The sequence below is a fragment of the Sphingomonas sp. Root241 genome (genome assembly GCF_001428865.1).
In the GTDB taxonomy this organism is placed as follows: Bacteria; Pseudomonadota; Alphaproteobacteria; order Sphingomonadales; family Sphingomonadaceae; genus Sphingomonas.
This window is the reverse complement of sequence record NZ_LMIV01000002.1, coordinates 937,249-954,396: the sequence shown is the minus strand read 5'-3', so window position 1 is coordinate 954,396 and position 17,148 is coordinate 937,249. Positions and strand designations below refer to the sequence as shown.

Genomic DNA, 17,148 nt, shown 5'->3' with positions numbered 1-17,148 from the left:
CCGGAACAAGTCCGGGGTGACGGTGGTATGGGCGGAGCCGGCACGCTCCGTCGATTCATCCTGACCCTTTGCCTTCTCCTCTTCGCCCTCCCCGCACACGCCCAGCTTGCCGGCTGGATCGATGTGCGGCTGGACGCGGCAGGATTAAACCTCGCCGGCGCGCGCGTCGTCACTGCCGAAGGCGATCACGACGTCGTCAAGATCGCCGCCGAGGATCTCCGCCACGACCTCACCACCGTCACCGGCAAAACCGCAGGCGGTGACCAGATCTGGGTCGGCACTCTCGGCAAGAATCCGGCGATCGACCGCCTCATCGCCACGGGCAAGCTCGACGCCAAGCGGCTCGATGGCGCGTGGGAAAGCTTCGTCATCGCCACCATCGAGCGCCCCGCCCCCGGCGTGCCCCGCGTGCTCGTCATCGCCGGCAGCGACCGGCGCGGCACTGCCTTCGGAATCTACGAGCTCAGCCGTGCGATCGGCGTCTCGCCCTGGCATTGGTGGGCCGATGTCACGCCGCTCAAGCAGCCTGCACTGCACGTCCGCCCCGGCACGCACCGCTTCGGACCGCCTTCGGTCAAATATCGCGGGATCTTCATCAACGACGAGGATTGGGGACTCACCCCCTGGTCGGCGACGGTCTTCGAGCCGGGCACCCGCGGCATGGGCCCCAAGACCTATGCCAAGGTGTTCGAGCTGCTGCTCCGGCTCAAGGCCAACACCTTGTGGCCGGCGATGCACAAGATCTCGCCTGCCTTCAACGCGAACCCCGACAATGCGAAGCTGGCCGACCGCTATGCGATCGTGATGGGCTCGTCGCATGCCGAGCCGATGCTGCGCAACAATGTCGGCGAATGGACGGCCGATACGCACGATTACGATTACGGCAAGAACCCCGATGGCGTCCGTGCCTATTGGGAGGAACGCGCCCGCACCAACGGCAAGTACGAGAGTATCTGGACGCTCGGCATGCGCGGCATCCACGACAGCGGCATGCAGGGTGCGTCGGACATGCCGACTCGGAAGCGCTTCCTCGAAAGCATCATCGCCGACCAGCGCGCGATGCTCGCCCGGCATGTCTCGCCACAGGTCGAACGGGTGCCGCAGGTCTTCACGCCGTACAAGGAAGTGCTCGACATCTATCGCGCCGGGCTCGCCGTCCCCGGCGACGTCACCTTGATGTGGCCCGACGACAATTTCGGCTATATCCGCCGCTTCCCGACGCCCGCCGAGCGCAAGCGCAGCGGCGGCGCGGGCATCTATTACCACCTCTCCTATCTGGGGGCGCCACTTTCCTATTTGTGGCTGTCGACCACGCCGCCGGCGCTGATCGCCGAGGAGATGGGCCGCGCCTTCGATCTCGGCGCAGACAAGATGTGGATCGCCAATGTCGGCGACATCAAGCCGGCCGAACTGGCGACCGATTACTTCCTGTCGCTCGCATGGGACGTGCCGGGGACGCGGGCGCTCGGCGTGGAGGGCTGGACGCGGCGCTGGACAGCGGAGAACATCGCCACCAGCGAAGCCGACGAAATCGGAGCGATCCTCGCCGAATATCACCGGCTCGATTTCGCCCGCCGGCCCGAACATCTCCAATGGTATCTACCGGGGCAGAAGGCGCGTCAGAGCCCCCTATCGATCGCCGAGGCCGATGCCCGGCTGGCGCAATTCGACCGCAACGTCGCGCGGGCCCGTGCAATTGCCTCGCGCATGCCGGAGCAGCGTCGCGAAGCATTCTTCGAATTGCTAGGCTATCCGGTCGAGACTGCTGCCAGTGCCAATCGCCGCTTCTTCGCCGCGGAGGCGCATGATCGGCTCCGCGACACCGATCTGCCCCGTGCGCTTGGCCACGGCGCCGAAGCGCGCGCGGCGGACGCGCGGATCGCCGAGCTGACCGAGGCATATGACAAACTCGTCGACGGCAAGTGGCGCGGGTTCATCGCGGTCGAGCCAGCCGACGGGCAGTGGAAGAGCTATCGCCTGACGCCGCCGATCCTGCCCGCGCCTGCCGCGAGTCCGCCGGTGACGCCCGTGCTCGTCGAGCCTGTCACGAAGCGCGAGGTGACGCTCGATCTGCGCAAGATTGTAGGAAGCTGGCGCATAGTCCCCGGGCTCGGCCGCAACGGACTGGTGCTGGGATCGCGAGTCGATCGCGCGGTTACGGGCACGACGGCACCGGCTCTTCCCGCCGGCAATTGGCGCGCAGTGATCGACTTGATCCCGACCTATGCCGACGGCGACGGCGAACCGCTCCGCCTGACGCTGCGGATCGACGGCAAGGCCTATCCGCTGTCGATCGCGCGCAACACCGGCGACGCCGCGTGGGTGCAAGCCGTACTCGACAACCGGATTTCGATCGAAGTGCCCGGCGGGATCGCGGGCGGCAATCACCGCATCGAACTGCTGGCCGAAAGCGGCGGCGTGCTGATCGAAGCGATCAGGTTCGTGCCTACCTGACTCCCCTCCCTGCAAGGGAGGGGCTGGGGGTGGGTGCGACCCCGGCGAAGGCCGGGGGAGCCCTTCGAGCTGCGTGCAATGGAGCAAGGATCGGGCATCGAGCCCGACCCTTGCTCACCCACCCCTGACCCCTCCCTTACAGGGAGGGGAATTAGAAGTGCCTATTTCGCCTTGGCCAACTCCACCGCATAGACGTGGTTCGCGCCCTCGAAATTGGCGCGGAAGATGATCCACTTCCCATCCGGCGTGAAGGTCATGTTCGGCTCGAGCCGGTAGTCCTGCTTGCGCATGTCCACCAGCTTCTCGGCTTCGAAGGTGCCCGGTGAGATCAGGTTCTCCGCACCGGGTGCGTGGATGCCGGCAACATCCGGGATATCCTTCGGGTGGAACAGGTACAGGTACTTCCCGTCCGGGGCATGCGCGACCATTTCGCTGTCGCCGCCGTCGCCCGAGAACAGCTTCAGGTCAGGCGACTGGTTGTAGTGCACCGACCAGTGGTTCCGCTCGACATTGTACCAGCGGCGCTTACCCGTCGCGAGGTCGAAGCCGGCGAGCCAGAACACTTCGCCGCGCGGGGTCTGCAGGTCGTACCAGATCGTCTTGCCGTCGGGCGAGAAGAACTCGTGACCGGCGATCTCCATGTTCATCGTGCGGTTGTGGACGAGGCGTTTGCCCGTCCCATCGGCGCGGATCGTCCAGATCCGGTCGACCTTGTGCCACGGGCCCTCGTGGCAATACATGATCTGCTGCGGATCGGTCGGCGAGAACTGGATGTGGTTGAGCCAGTCGGTCGAGGCAGTGACCACTTTCCGCGCGCCGGTCTTCACGTCGATCGTGAAGATCTCCATCGGGATTTTCGCCTCGAGCCGCTCGTTGAGCCGCACTTCCTTGGCCTCGGCATAGGTCATCGGGCGGCCGTCGGGCCAATTGGCGGCATATTGCGCCTGGCCGAACCTGCTGTTGTCGCTCGGCTTGGCATTCGGCTGGAGCGGCCGGTCATTCTCCGCCCATTGGCCGAGCAGCAGGGTCTCGTCGGCGTTGATCGACCCGATGAAGCCGCGGTCCACATCGGCGATTTTCCGGACCTTGCCGCTATCGATATCGACTGCGAAAATCGTCGCAGGCCCGCCATCCGGCCCACGGCGCTGATAATAAGCGGTACGCGTCTTGCGCCCGGTGAACAGCAGGGTCGCGCCCTGCACCTTGACCAGCGGGCTGACTTCCCACGTCTTGAGGTCGACCACCGAGATCCCGCCCGGCACCGAGATCACCATCTTGTCGCCCTGCGGCGTATAGCTGTTCTGATGGAAATAGAGCGCGGCGCTGCCCGGCTCGCGGCTGATCCGCACCACCTTGTGCCCGGTGAGCGGATCGACCCACTCAGCGGCGGGGTCCGCCGCCGCCGTTCCCGCCAGCACGAGCGAAGCAACCGCAAAGCCCTGGCAAATCGCGCGTCCCAGCCGCATCCTCAACACTCCCGCCGACTTGATGTCGTTCCACATATCATGATAGCGGTTCAGAATATGGAGTAAAGAACCGGTATCGGCACGTTGCCGCAATCCCGGCGGCCAAACCCCAGAGAGGAAATCCCGCATGGCCAGCAGCGCCTCGGCGCCAACCGTATCCGCGCACCGTCAGCCGCGCTGGTACAATTATTGGGGCTGGGGCTCCGGCGACATGCTGGGGGCAGGCGCGCAGGCGGTCGTCACCGGCTGGCTGTTATACTTCTTCACCACCTTCTGTAACCTGTCCGCGGCGGAGGCGGGGCTGATCCTCGGCCTGCCGCGGCTGCTCGAGGCGATCACCTGCCCGTTGATCGGCTATGTGTCGGACAATCTGCGGCACACCTGGATCGGCCGGCGGATCGGGCGTCGCAAGATCTTCCTCATCGCCACCATTCCGCTGCTGCCCAGCTTCGCGCTGATCTTCGTCGCCGGGCATAGCTTCACATATTACCTGCTGACATTCATCTTCTTCGAGTTCGTCTACACGATGTTCCTCATCCCGTGGGAGACGCTCGCCGCGGAGATGACCAACGATTATCGGAAAAAGGCGAAGTTCGCCGGCGCACGGATGATCGTCGCGCAGAGCTCCGCCATTCTCGCATCCTATCTGCCGACGCTGATCATCAGCAGCCTCGGGGGCAAGGATTCGCCCAGCACCTTCCTGATCATGGGCGCCATATTCGGCGCGATCTTCAGCCTGGTCGTGCTGCTGGTGGTGATCTTCACCTGGGAGCGCCCTTACACCGAGGCCGAAAAGCAGGTGCAGTCCGTCCCGCTCGACGTGAAGACCGCGCTGCTGATCCCGGTCGTGATGTTCCGCGATCTATTCTCGACGCTTCGCATCCGCGCCTTCCGTCAGCATCTGTCGATCTATCTCGGCGGCTACATCTCGCAGGACATCTTCAACACGGCCTTCCCGATCTTCGTAGTCACGGTGATGATGGGCGCGACGCTGATCATCTCGCAGCTGCTGACGATCATGTATGTGGCGCAGCTCATCTCGGTGATGATCGCCATCAATATCGTCATCCGCACCGGGCCGGTGATCGCCTACCGCATCGCCATCAGCTTCTTCGGTGCCGGGCTGTTGCTGTTCCTCGCTTTCTATCATCTGAGACCCGCGGGCTTCGTCGCGGACCTGGGCGCCCTTCACGGCAACATGCTTTCGGCGCTGAATCCGGCCTCCGCGACGTTCAGCCCGGTGCTGATCTTCTGGCTGTTCGTGCCGATCCTGCTCGCCGGGCTCGGCCGCGGCACCCTGAATTTCGTGCCCTGGTCGGTCTATAATTACCTGCCCGACGTGGATGAGGCGGTCACGGCCCAACGACGTGAGGGCATCTTCGCCGGCGTGATGACGCTGGTGCGCAAGCTCGCCCAGTCGGCAGCGATCATCTGCACCGGCTGGATCATCGACCTCGGCGGCTATGTCTCGCCAAAGGGAGGGCCCGCCGAAGCCGTGCAGCAAACCCCGCAAGCGATCGCCACCATCACCTGGCTGCTGATCCTCGGGCCGATCCTGGTCATGCTCGCCGGCCTGATCGCGTCGTGGCGCTTTCGCCTCAATGCGCAGACGCACGACGTTCTGATGGCCGAGATCGACCATTTGCGGGCCGGCGGCACCGAGCCGACATCGCCCGAGGCGCGCGCGGTCGTCGAGGATCTGTCGGGCTGGAAGTACGAGCAGCTCTGGGGCAAGAACCCCGTCTCCGGGAACCGCTGATGCTCGCGGTGCTGGCGCTGCTCGCGGCGGACCCGGTCGCCGCGGTCCCGCTGTTCCGCGATCCGGTGCACGACGGTGCGGCAGACCCCTCGACCGTGCACGATCCGAAAACCGGCGAATGGGTGATGTTCTACACCAATCGTCGCGCCGACCTGAAGCTCGCCGATCCCAAGGACGTCAGCTGGGTCCACGGCACCGCGATCGGAGTCGCGCGATCGAAGGACGGCGCACACTGGCGTTATTCGGGCACGGCGGCGATCCCCGCGAGCTGCACCGGCGCGACGCTCTGGGCGCCCGAGGTCCAGCGCTTCGGCGACAAATGGCACATGTGGATCACCGTGGTGCCCGGCGTGTTCAAGGACTGGAATGCCCCGCGCTTCCTGGTCCACCTCACCAGCCGAGACCTGAAGCGCTGGGACTGCGGCGAGCGCGTCGAGCTGGACTCCGACCGGATCATCGACGCGAGCGTGCTGGAGCTTCCGCAGGGCGGCTACCGGCTGTGGTTCAACGACGAGCGGATGGGCAAGGCGATCCGCTGGGCCGACAGCAAGGACCTCAAGAACTGGACGGTGCGCGGCACCGCCGTGACGACGCCCGGCGAGGGGCCCAAGGCATTTCGCTGGCGCGGGCGCTGGTGGCTGATCAGCGACGCGTGGAAGGGCCTGCTGGTCCAGCATTCGAGCGACGGCGAACATTGGACCGCCCAGCCCGGACACCTCGCCGGCGAGCCGGGCACGCGCCCCACCGACCGCGCCAAGGCGCAGCATCCCGACGTGATCGTCGCGGGCGACCGGGCGTATCTCGTCTACTTCGTCCACCAATCGGGCGAGCCCGAAGCGGCGAAGGATCCCGACTGGGGCCGCCGCAGTGTACTGCAGATCGCCGAGATCGCGGAAAAAGATGGAATCCTGTCGATCGACCGCACAAAGCCGGTCACGATGCGGCTCGGCAAATAAGGGAAGAGACATGGATCGGCGGGCGTTTTTGGCAACCACGGCGCTCGCTACCGCGCTTCCCGCTTTTCCCGCCCGCGCGAAGGCGGTGGACACCTACAATGGCGGCGACGTGCCGATGCCCGCCCCGCGCGACGGGCTCGATCCGCGCCCTACCCCTGAGGAACCCGGTCGGCTGCTGCTCGATCAGGGCTGGCGTTTCCATCTCGGCGATGTGCCCATGCCCGAGATCAAGGGCCATCAGGCGACCTATGAAAACGCCAAGGCCGGCGCCGCGCACGGCGCCGCGGCGATGACCTTCGACGACAGTGACTGGCGCGAAGTCACCTTGCCGCATGATTGGGCGATCGAGGGCGCGGTCGATCCCCAGGCCAATGTCTCGCAAGGCTATCGCCGCCGCGGCATCGGCTGGTACCGCCGCACGATCCGGCTCGATCCTGCGCTCCAGGGCAAGTTCCTCGAGATCGATTTCGGCGGGATCGCCACGAACGCCACGATCTGGATCAACGGCACGATCGTCGACCGCAACTGGAGCGGCTTTAACGGCGTGCATGTCGATCTGACGCCCTATGCGCGCTTCGGCGACGAGCTCAACACGATCGCGATCCGCGTCGATGCCGAGCCGATGGAAGGCTGGTGGTACGAGGGCGCCGGCATCTATCGCCACGTCTGGCTGGCAGTGCGCGCGCCGGTATATATCGTCACCGACGGCGTGCATTGCGATCCGCGCCGCGCCGCGGACGGCAGCTGGAGCGTGCCGGTCGAAGTGACGCTCGGCAACATCTCGACTGAGAACCGCACCGTGATGGTGCAGGTAACCCTCGCCAGCACCGATAATGTTGGCATTGTCGTACAGTCGGTACACGCCGAGGTCCGGCCATTGGTCACGGCAACCGCAAGGTTGGACCTGCCCGTCACCGATCCGCAGCTCTGGTCACCCGAAAGCCCGACGCTCTACCCGCTGGAGGTCCGCGTCCTCGACGGCGACAAACTGATCGACACCCGCCACTTCAACATCGGCTTCCGCACGTTCACGTTCGACAGCCGGACCGGCTTCCACCTCAACGGCCAGCCGCTCAAGATCAAGGGCACGTGCAACCACCAGGATCATGCCGGGGTCGGCACCGCCATCCCCGATTCGCTGTGGGACTGGCGCGTACGCCGCCTGAAGGCGCTCGGCTCGAACGCGATCCGCATGTCGCACAATGCGCCGCCCACCGAACTGCTCGACGCCTGCGACCGCCACGGCCTGCTGGTGATGAACGAGAATCGCCAGTTCAATCCGAGCCCCGATTACATGGCGCAGCTCGAATGGTTGGTGCGGCGCGACCGCAACCGGCCCTCCGTCTTCCTGTGGTCGGTGTTCAACGAGGAGCCGATGCAGGGTAGCCCGCAGGGCTATGAGATGGTCCGCCGCATGGCCGCGACAGTGAAGGCGCTGGACGACAGCCGCCCGGTCACCGCGGCGATGAACGACGGCATGTTCACGCCTTCGAACGTCAGCCAGGCGGTCGACGTGGTCGGCTTCAATTACCAGATCCCGCAATATGACAAATACCACGCCGCCTTCCCGGACAAGCCGCTGACTAGCTCGGAGGATACCAGCGCCTTCTCGACCCGCGGCGAATGGGTGACCGACAAGACCCGCAACATCATGACCAGCTATGACGACGAGGGCGCGCCATGGGGCGCCACGCACGCCGCCGCGTGGAAGGCGATCGCCGAACGCCCGTTCGTCGCGGGCGGGTTCGTCTGGACCGGCTTCGATTATCATGGCGAGCCGACGCCGTTCGAATGGCCGTCCACCTCGAGCTTCTTCGGGATCATGGACATTTGCGGCTTCCCCAAGCTCGCTTTCCACCAGCACCGCGCGCAATGGATCGACGACACGCCCGTGCTCGCGCTCCAGCCGCACTGGAACTGGCCGGGCAAGGAGGGAACGCCGATCCGCGTGGTGGTGCTCACCAATGCCGAACGCGTCACGCTGCTGCTCAACGGCAAGAAGGTCGGCGAGGCGGCGGTCGACCGGCTCAAGCAGCCCGAGTTCCAGGTGCCTTATGCGCCCGGCAAGCTCGAAGCGATCGGCTATCGCGGCGGCCGCGAAGTCGCACGCGCCGTGATCGAGACCGTCGGCGCGGCCGTAAAGCTGCGGCTCACTCCCGATCGGCGCGTGATGGCGGGCGACGGCGAGGATGCCCAGCCGATCACTGTCGATGCGGTCGATTCGCGCGGGCGGCACGTACCGCTCGTCAATTTGCCCGCCGGCTTCACGATCGAAGGCGGCGAGATCATCGGGCTCGGCAACGGCAACCCCAATGATCACGATCCCGAAAAGGGCAGCGCGCGGAAGCTGTTCAACGGCCTCGCGCAGGTGATCGTCCGCGCTGCCGCCGGGCGCGGCAAGCTGGTGCTGCGCGCCACTGCGCCGGGCCTCGAGCCGACGACGCTGACGATCGACCGCGTCGTCGCCACGCCGCGCGCGCAGGTCGCCGATACCCGGCCGGAAATGTTGCTAAGCTTCTGGGCACGCGTACCGTTCACCGCAACCCGGCCCGACCCCAATGCGAAGGTCGGCACCGACGATCGCTACGCCACCGCGCGCGGCCGTTCCGGTCGGCTCGAAGGACCTTCCGATGCCGGGCGCTGGAACGGCTATCAGATGAACTTCACCCCACCGGCAAGCGTCCGCCGGCGCGGCGGCGTGCTGACCTTCACCGAACTCGCCGGCAGCGCCGAAATCTGGCTCGACGGCAAGAAGATCGGCGAGAAGCGCGATCCGGCGTCCGCACGGCTCGACGTGACGCTGCCCGCCGGACAGGGCGAACGCTCGCTGGTGGTGCTGGTTCAGGCCGAGCCCGGCAAGGCCTCGGGCTTCGGCAAGATGGTCGTGGTGCGCGAGAAGGTTGACCAATAGCCGCGGACTGTGGCAGTCGCCCCCTCGGCTCGCGGGTATAGCACAATGGTAGTGCAGCAGCCTTCCAAGCTGAATACACGGGTTCGATTCCCGTTACCCGCTCCAGCCGCACCCGGTACCGCCTTCGGGCAGCCCCTTCGCGCGGACCAACTGACGTCGACCGACCGGTTCTCCAAGCTTTCGACGCGGACGTGAGCCCGCACCTCGGGTTGGGCTGCCGCAAATTGCAGGGCATCGAAAGCGGACGGCCTGCATCCGCCCCACTTGCGGACGCTCTTATAGCCCTCTCCCGCTTTCGCGGGAGAGGGTTGGGTGAGGGTCTTCTTTCTTCTATTTCTTGCGGCATGCGCACACCGGTCAGACGCCAGACGAGCCGTCATGCCTCCCGGCTCCGCAAGGAGGCGACGGATGCCGAGCGCTTGCTCTGGGGTATCCTGCGCAGCCGGCGACTGGTCGGCCACAAATTCCGCTTCCAGGCCCCGATCGAACCGTTCGTGGTCGACTTCCTGTGCGTCGAGGCACGACTGATCATCGAAGTCGACGGCAGCCAGCACAATGCCGAAACCGATGCTCGGCGAACGCAATTCCTCCAGAGCCGCGGGTATCGGATTCTGCGGTTCTGGAACAGCGAGGTTCTGGAGAATCTCGACGACGTGCTGGAGGTCATCAGCGCTGCACTCGCTGCCAACAAACGAGGCTAGCGAGGCAGAAGAAGACCCTCACCCAACCCTCTCCCGCGAAAGCGGGAGAGGGCTAGCGATCAACGTTCACTAACCACCCATTTGCAGACATGCTTGCAATGTAGGATTTCGCCTGACAGCCTCATCCTGCTCGTGCGAAAGCAGGAGTATAGCGCCGCTTGGTCCACACCCTCCTGGATCGCCTGCGCAGGAACAGGCCGGAACGATGCAGGCAGTGTGACCCTGGTGTGACCTTTCGCGGCTAGCCACCCAGTTCCTGCGGTTCGCTTGCATCCAGCTTGACACGAGACAGGCTCCCGTTACCCGCTCCGGCCCCTCAAGCGCATGACCAACGACACACCCTCGCTCGCACTATATGTGCATTGGCCGTTCTGCGTGTCGAAATGCCCCTATTGCGACTTCAACAGCCATGTCCGCGAGAGCGTCGACCAGGAGGCCTGGCGCGCGGCGATGCTCGCCGATCTGACGCATGAGGCGGCAGCGCTGCCGGGGCGCAGGCTGGGCTCGATCTTCTTCGGCGGCGGCACGCCTTCGCTGATGCCGCCGGAGACCGTCGCCGCGGTAATCGCAGCGGCGGAGCGGCATTGGGGGTTCGAACCCGGCATCGAGATCACGCTGGAGGCCAATCCCTCCTCGGTCGAAGCCGCACGCTTCGCCGATCTCGCCGCCGCCGGCGTCAACCGCGTCTCGCTCGGTCTGCAGGCGCTCGACGACGACGCGCTGCGGTTCCTCGGCCGCGCGCACGGCGTGGCGGAGGGGCTGGCTGCGCTGGAGACAGCACAATCCGTGTTCGATCGCGTCAGCTTCGACCTGATCTATGCCCGTCCCGATCAGGATCTCGCCGCCTGGGAAACCGAGCTCCATCGCGCGATCGGCTTCGGCACCGAGCATCTCTCGCTCTACCAGCTCACCATCGAGCCCGGCACGCGCTTCGCGACTTTGTTCGAGAAGGGCCAGCTCGCCGCTTACGATCCCGATGCGGCCGCGGACCTGTTCGAGGCGACGCGCGCGATCACCGCCGCCGCCGGCCTGCCCGCTTATGAGATTTCCAATCATGCCCGGCCGGGCGCGGAGAGCCGGCACAACCTGACCTATTGGCGCTATGGCGACTATGCCGGGGTGGGCCCCGGCGCGCACGGCCGGCGGGGCGGGCTTGCGACGATGCGGCACAAGAAGCCCGAGAACTGGATGGCCGCAGTGACGCGCAACGGCCATGGCCTTCAGCTCGAGGACCCGCTCACTCCCCATGAGCGTGCGGTCGAGGCGCTGGTGATGGGCTTGCGGATCGCCGAGGGCGTGGATTTGCCGCGCATCGACGCGCTCGCCGGCGGGACGGCGCCGATCGAACCGCGCGCCCTCGCCCGGCTCCGCGAGCAGGGCCTCGTGGTCCGCGAAGGCGATCGGCTACGCGTCACCGACGCGGGCATGCCGGTGCTCGAAGCGATCCTGCGCGAACTGGTGATCGCGTAGTGCCCGGCGCTCCCGCCTTCGCAGGAGCACCGAGGCAGCTCATTTGCCCTTGAAGTTGGGCGGTGCCGGCGAGACCGTCGCAGTCGTCCCGCCGCGGATTTCCTGCACTTCTAGCGCGCGTTCGGCGACGCCGTCGCGACCGAAGCGGAACGCCCCGTCCAGCCCGGCAAAGCCCTCGGGCTCGACCAGCCGGCGTTCGGGGAATTCGGTGCCGGGCCGCCAATCGCGCGCGATTCGCACGGTCAGCAGCACCGCATCATAGCCCAGCGTCGACAAGCGATAGGGCGCGGTGCCGAAGCGCGCGCGGTATTTGGTGGCGTATTGGCGGTAATAATTGTCGGGCACGCTGGCGAACCAGGCGCCGCTCAAGGCTGCCTTGCCGCCGATCGCCGAATCGGTGTTCCACAATTCGGTGCCGAGCAGCCGCGCGGTCTTGCCGCTCGGCGCCCGACGGATCAGCGGCGCCGCGGTGACCGCACCATCGGCGCTTCCCGCAAGCAGGATCGCCTGGAACGGCGAACGACCGATCTTGGCCATTGCACTCGTCATCGATCCCGGACGCGCGTCATAGGTCTCGAGCGCGAGCACCTTGCCGCCGGCCTGCTCGACCGAGCGGAGCAAGGCGGTCGAGGCACGCTCGCCATAGAGCCCGGTGGGGATCAGCCCCGCGAAATCGGTGATCCCCGACTTCGCGGCATAATTCACCACCCGCTCGATCGACTGGCCCGGCACATAGCCGAGGATGAACGTGCCGTTGCCGGCGACGCTGGCGTCGTTCGAGAAGCTGAGCACGGGAACGCGTGCGCGCCGGGCGATCGGCGCGACTTCGCGCGCTTCCTCGGCCAGCAAAGGCCCGAGGATCAGCCGGTTGCCGTCGGCGATCGCCTGTTGCACCGCGGCGACCGCCCCGCCCGGCGCGCCGGTATCATAGGTGGTGATGCGCAGCACATCGCTCTTCGTATCGAGCACGGCGAGCTGAGTCGCATTCTGGAGCGACCGCCCGACTCCGGCATTCTGGCCGGTGAGCGGCACGAGCAACGCGATGCGGTGACGCTCGACGTCCTGCGGCAGTCCCGGCGCGATCGGGCGCACGACGGGAGGCGCGGGCCGCTCGGGGGCCGTGGGGCGTTCGGCCTCCGGAACGATTCGCGGGCCGCTGGCGCAGGCTGCGAGAAACAGGGTCGCGCCGACTGCGGCTGCGCGCAGCATGTTCCACAGGCCCGGTTGCGCACTTACTCTGGCGTCTGCCATGACTCTCCCCGATGGATGATCTTGTTCTCGCCCCCGGCCTCTACATCGTCGCGACGCCGATCGGCAATCTCGGCGACCTCAGCCCGCGTGCTGCTCAAATACTGATGAAAGCCGATGTGGTTGCAGTTGAGGACTCGCGTGTGACAGCCGGGCTGTTTCGCCACCTCGGCACGAAGGGCAGGATGCTGCCCTATCACGACCATAACGCCGATGCCGTCCGCCCGGGCCTGATCGCCCGGATGGCCAGCGAAGCGGTGGCTCTGGTCTCCGACGCGGGGACGCCTTTGATCTCCGATCCGGGCTTCAAGCTGGTCCGCGATGCGCGCGCCGCCGGCCATGTCGTGACGACGATCCCCGGCCCCTGCGCCGCGATCGCCGCGCTCACGCTCGCCGGGCTGCCGACCGATCGCTTCCTGTTCCTGGGCTTCCTTCCCGCAAAACAGCAGGCCCGCGCCGAAGCGATTGCCGAGATTGCGACGATCCGGGCGACATTGGTGCTGTACGAATCGGGCCCGCGCCTCTCCGCTTGCCTTGCCGCGCTGGCAGAGGGACTCGGCGACCGCGAGGCGGCGGTCGCCCGCGAGATCACCAAAAGGTTCGAGGAGTGCGTGACGGGAACGCTGACCGAACTCGCCGCACGCTATGCCGATGCGCCGCCCAAAGGCGAGATGGTGGTGGTGGTCGCGCCGCCGGGGGAAGCGGCGCCTGCCAGCGAGGAGGATGCAGATGCCGCGCTCGCCGAAGCGCTCACGCGGCTCCCGCCGGCAAAGGCAGCGGGCGAAGTCGCCAAAAGGCTCGGGCTGGACCGCAAGGCCCTGTACGCCCGCGCCCTGGCGCTCAAGGCTTAGGCGAACTCTTGCAGCCGCGCCGGATTGGCATCGAGCAGGAAGCTCTCGTCCGAACCGGTCAGTTCCGAAAGGCGACGGACATAGCTTTCGGCGAGCGATCGCCTCCGTTCCTTCGCATTCGCAGTGATCGCGTGGCGTGCCGCCACGATTTCCTGGATGGCGCGACGCCGGTAATAGCTCTCGTTGGATTCCATAGTCCTCGGCACCCCCCGGTGACGATGTGCGACCCGCCTCTCATGAGTCGGAATGATGGAGACTAACCAAAGTTATCAACAAGCGCCAAGCCCTTGTGCATGGAGTCGCAGATGAAACGACCTCGACGCGCGACGAGTGCCCGGAAAGCGGCGGAAAACCGCGGCCGAGAGGGCGAAAGGCGCGCCGCCTGGTGGCTCTGGCTGCGCGGCTGGCGAATCCTCGATCGCCGGGTGCGTACGCCGGCGGGCGAAGTCGACCTCGTCGTGCGCAAGGGCAACCTTGTCGCGTTCGTCGAAGTGAAGACTCGTGCGACCGGCCCTGAGCTCGATTTCGCGATCGACGAGCGGCGGCTTCGCCGGGTCGCCTCGGCGGCCGAATATCTGATGCCGCGTTATGCCGGGCCGGGCGACGACATCCGCGTCGACGTGATGCTCATTGCTCCCGGCAAGCTGCCTCGCCATATCGAGAACGCCTGGATGGGGTGACTTAGTCCAATACGTCACCTACAGGAGTTCCGAAGGAGGCCGAATGTCGCTCGTTGTTGCCGTGCAGATGGACCCGCTCGATGCGATCAACATCGCCGGCGATTCGACCTTCGCGCTGATGCTCTCGGCGCAGGCGCGCGGACACAAGCTGTTCCATTACGCGCCCGAGGACCTCAATTATTCAGACGGGCGCGTCTGGACCAGGGCGCACCCGGTCAGCGTCCAGCGCGTCGCGGGCAACCATTTCCACTTCGACGATCCGGTGAGCCTCGATCTCGGCGAAGACGCCGATGTCGTGCTGATGCGGCAGGATCCGCCCTTCGACCTCGGCTACATCACCGCCACCCACCTGCTCGAGCGCATCGCCGACCGCACTTTGGTGGTCAACGATCCCGCCAGCGTCCGCAACGCGCCCGAAAAGATCTTCGTGCTCGATTATGCCGAGTTCATGCCGCCGACCCTGGTGACGCGCAGCCTCGACGAGGCGCGCAAGTTCCTCGCGGAGCATAATGAGATCGTCGTCAAGCCGCTCCACGGCAATGGCGGCAAGGCGATCTTCAAGGTCGGCAGCGACGGCGCCAACCTTTCCGCGCTGATCGAAGTGTTCAACACCGCCTACCGCGAGCCGCACATGGTGCAGGCATTCCTCCCCTCGGTGGCCCAGGGCGACAAGCGCATCGTGCTGGTCGATGGCGAGATTGCCGGCGCGATCAACCGCATTCCCGGCGAAGGCGAAATCCGCTCGAACCTCGCGGTCGGCGGATCGGCGGCGAAAACCGAGTTGACCGAACGCGAGAAGCAGATCTGCGCCGCGCTCGGGCCCGAGCTCAAGAAGCGCGGGCTGCTGTTCGTCGGGATCGACGTGATCGGCGGCGAATGGCTCACCGAAATCAACGTCACGTCCCCGACCGGCATCGTCGCGATCGACCGGTTCAACGGCACCGATACCGCCGCATTGATCTGGCAGGCGATCGAACGCCGCGTCGCCGAACGCGCAGCCTGAGACGATGGGCGGCTGGCTGGACTGGGGATATCTCGGCGTCTTCCTGCTGATGGTGCTGGAGAATGTGATCCCCCCGGTCCCATCCGAAGTGATCATGGGGGTGGGCGGCATCGCCGCGGCGCAGGGCAAGATGAACTTCGTCCTGCTCGTGGCTGTAGGCACGCTCGGCTGTGCGATCGGGAATCTGTTCTGGTGGGAGATCGGCCGACGCTACGGCTATGAACGGCTCAAGCCGATGGTCGACCGTTGGGGCCGCTGGCTGACGATGGAGTGGGAGGACGTCGAGAGGCTGCGCCGCTTCTTCGATCGCTGGGGCGGAGCGACGGTGTTCGTGTTCCGCTTCATGCCGCTCGGGCGGACGGTGATCTCGATCCCCGCCGGGCTGATGCACATGCCGTTCTGGCGCTTCGTCGCCTACACCACCGCAGGCAGCCTGGTGTGGAACACGATCCTCGTCGGCGTGGGCTTCTGGCTCGGCACCACCTTCGAGACCATCGATCACTGGATCGCACCGGGAGTCACAGCGATCATCGTGCTCGCGCTCATCGCCTATGTCTGGCGCGTGCTCACATGGAAGCCGCGCCAGCAGCGTTAGGCACGCGGATGGGCATTGCGATAGACATCGAGCAGATGCGCGGCGTCGACCGCGGTGTAGATCTGAGTCGAGCTGAGGCTGGCGTGGCCGAGCAGTTCCTGCAGCGAACGCAGATCGGCGCCGCGCCCGAGCAGATGCGTGGCGAAGCTGTGGCGCAGCGCGTGCGGAGTCGTCCGTTCGGAGAGGCCCAGCGAGGTGCGGGCCGAACGCACCGCCTTGCGGATCATCCCGGGCGGCAGCGGCCCGCCCTTGGCCCCGCGGAACAAGGGCGCATCGCGCGACACGCCATAAGGACAGAGCTTCGCATAGGCCTCAATCGCGTCGCGCACTTGCGGCAGCAGCGGCACGGTCCGCGTCTTGGCACGCTTGCCGGTGACGCGCATCGTCGGCCCGAGCGGCAGCACCGCGCCGGTCAGTCCCACCGCCTCGCCGATGCGCAGACCCGCCCCGTAGAGGAGCAGCAGGACCGCCCAGTCGCGCGCGCCGATCCACGGCTCGCGCGCCTCTTCAGACACGGTTTCGGCCAGCGCTACAGCCTCGTGCGGCGCAATCGGGCGCGGAAGTCCCTTCTTGACGCGTGGGCCTCGCAGCCGGGGCATCTCGGCGGCATCGCCCGCGACGAATTTGAGGAAGCCTCGCACCGCCGACAGTTCGCGCGCGGCGGAGGCGTTGGACAGCCCGTCATTGCGGCGATGCGCCAGGAAGGCACGCAGGTCCGCGGTCTCGACCCTCGCCAGCCGCTCGCGCGTGATTTCCTCTCCCCAGTGCGACTGAAGGAAAGCGATCAGCCGAACCGCGGTCGCCTCATAGGCACGCACCGTATGCACCGAGCGCCGCCGATCGCGGGCGAGGTGCTGGCCGTAGAGGAGAGGTAGCGCGGGTTCGGTCACCTGCCCACAATGGGCCCTAGACTCCCCTCCCTGCAAGGGAGGGGCCGGGGGGTGGGTGCGACCCCGGCGAAGGCCGGGGGAGCCCATCGAGACGTGTGAAATAAAGAAAAGGCCGGGCATCGAGCCCGACCTTCTCTTACCCACCCCTAACCCCTCCCTTGCAG

At 66.4% G+C, this 17,148-nt stretch carries 14 protein-coding genes and 1 tRNA gene; 11 read left to right on the top strand and 4 right to left on the bottom strand.

Going from position 1 to position 17,148, the window contains the following annotated elements; genetic code table 11:
• Positions 1–27 precede the first annotated feature (27 nt).
• Positions 28–2,454: a glycosyl hydrolase 115 family protein gene (locus ASE13_RS15130; protein ID WP_056617524.1), complete on the top strand. Its 2,427-nt coding sequence runs from the start codon at positions 28–30 to the stop codon at positions 2,452–2,454.
• A gap of 161 nt (positions 2,455–2,615) precedes the next feature.
• Here ASE13_RS15130 and ASE13_RS15125 read toward each other — a convergent pair whose 3' ends face one another.
• Complete coding sequence (locus ASE13_RS15125) at positions 2,616–3,920, bottom strand: oligogalacturonate lyase family protein (RefSeq protein ID WP_056617962.1); 1,305 nt, start codon at positions 3,918–3,920, stop codon at positions 2,616–2,618.
• Positions 3,921–4,047: 127 nt separating this feature from the next.
• Between ASE13_RS15125 and ASE13_RS15120 the strand changes: the two genes are divergently transcribed.
• The 6 genes from ASE13_RS15120 to hemW all read left to right on the top strand — a co-directional run bounded on the left by ASE13_RS15120 (position 4,048) and on the right by hemW (position 11,717).
• Positions 4,048–5,679, top strand: coding sequence for an MFS transporter (locus ASE13_RS15120; RefSeq protein WP_056617521.1), 1,632 nt, complete (start codon positions 4,048–4,050; stop codon positions 5,677–5,679).
• Complete coding sequence (locus ASE13_RS15115) at positions 5,679–6,635, top strand: hypothetical protein (protein WP_056617518.1); 957 nt, start codon at positions 5,679–5,681, stop codon at positions 6,633–6,635. The genes ASE13_RS15120 and ASE13_RS15115 overlap by 1 nt, the downstream gene beginning before the upstream one ends.
• A gap of 28 nt (positions 6,636–6,663) precedes the next feature.
• Entirely contained in the window at positions 6,664–9,546 is a 2,883-nt protein-coding gene (galA, locus tag ASE13_RS15110; protein WP_235536996.1) for a beta-galactosidase GalA, read from the top strand.
• 31 nt (positions 9,547–9,577) lie between these two features.
• Positions 9,578–9,651: transfer RNA gene (locus tag ASE13_RS15105), tRNA-Gly, on the top strand.
• Positions 9,652–9,890: 239 nt separating this feature from the next.
• Entirely contained in the window at positions 9,891–10,247 is a 357-nt protein-coding gene (locus ASE13_RS15100) for an endonuclease domain-containing protein (RefSeq protein ID WP_056617511.1), read from the top strand.
• Between the two features lie 324 nt (positions 10,248–10,571).
• Positions 10,572–11,717, top strand: coding sequence for a radical SAM family heme chaperone HemW (gene hemW / locus ASE13_RS15095; protein ID WP_056617508.1), 1,146 nt, complete (start codon positions 10,572–10,574; stop codon positions 11,715–11,717).
• 39 nt (positions 11,718–11,756) lie between these two features.
• Here the strand turns inward: hemW and ASE13_RS15090 are convergent, their stop codons facing one another.
• Positions 11,757–12,968, bottom strand: a complete 1,212-nt coding sequence (locus tag ASE13_RS15090) for a penicillin-binding protein activator (RefSeq protein ID WP_056617507.1) — start codon at positions 12,966–12,968, stop codon at positions 11,757–11,759.
• Between the two features lie 11 nt (positions 12,969–12,979).
• Here ASE13_RS15090 and rsmI point away from each other — a divergent pair, with 11 nt between their 5' ends.
• Positions 12,980–13,816 carry a 16S rRNA (cytidine(1402)-2'-O)-methyltransferase gene (gene rsmI / locus ASE13_RS15085; RefSeq protein WP_056617504.1) on the top strand — a complete coding sequence of 279 codons (837 nt, stop codon included), beginning with the start codon at positions 12,980–12,982 and terminating at the stop codon, positions 13,814–13,816.
• On the opposite strand, the gene ASE13_RS15080 is transcribed toward rsmI, so the two are convergent.
• Positions 13,813–14,010, bottom strand: a complete 198-nt coding sequence (locus ASE13_RS15080; RefSeq protein ID WP_056617502.1) for a hypothetical protein — start codon at positions 14,008–14,010, stop codon at positions 13,813–13,815. The genes rsmI and ASE13_RS15080 overlap by 4 nt on opposite strands.
• 111 nt (positions 14,011–14,121) lie before the next feature.
• Here ASE13_RS15080 and ASE13_RS15075 point away from each other — a divergent pair, with 111 nt between their 5' ends.
• The 3 genes from ASE13_RS15075 to ASE13_RS15065 are packed head-to-tail and all read left to right on the top strand — an operon-like array spanning position 14,122 to position 16,094.
• On the top strand, positions 14,122–14,496 hold the full coding sequence (locus tag ASE13_RS15075; protein ID WP_056617959.1) for a YraN family protein: 375 nt from the start codon (positions 14,122–14,124) through the stop codon (positions 14,494–14,496).
• Between the two features lie 43 nt (positions 14,497–14,539).
• Entirely contained in the window at positions 14,540–15,499 is a 960-nt protein-coding gene (gene gshB / locus ASE13_RS15070; RefSeq protein WP_056617498.1) for a glutathione synthase, read from the top strand.
• Between the two features lie 4 nt (positions 15,500–15,503).
• Positions 15,504–16,094: a DedA family protein gene (locus ASE13_RS15065; protein WP_056617494.1), complete on the top strand. Its 591-nt coding sequence runs from the start codon at positions 15,504–15,506 to the stop codon at positions 16,092–16,094.
• Here ASE13_RS15065 and ASE13_RS15060 read toward each other — a convergent pair.
• Positions 16,091–16,984, bottom strand: a complete 894-nt coding sequence (locus ASE13_RS15060; RefSeq protein WP_056617491.1) for a tyrosine recombinase XerC — start codon at positions 16,982–16,984, stop codon at positions 16,091–16,093. The genes ASE13_RS15065 and ASE13_RS15060 overlap by 4 nt on opposite strands.
• Positions 16,985–17,148 lie beyond the last annotated feature (164 nt).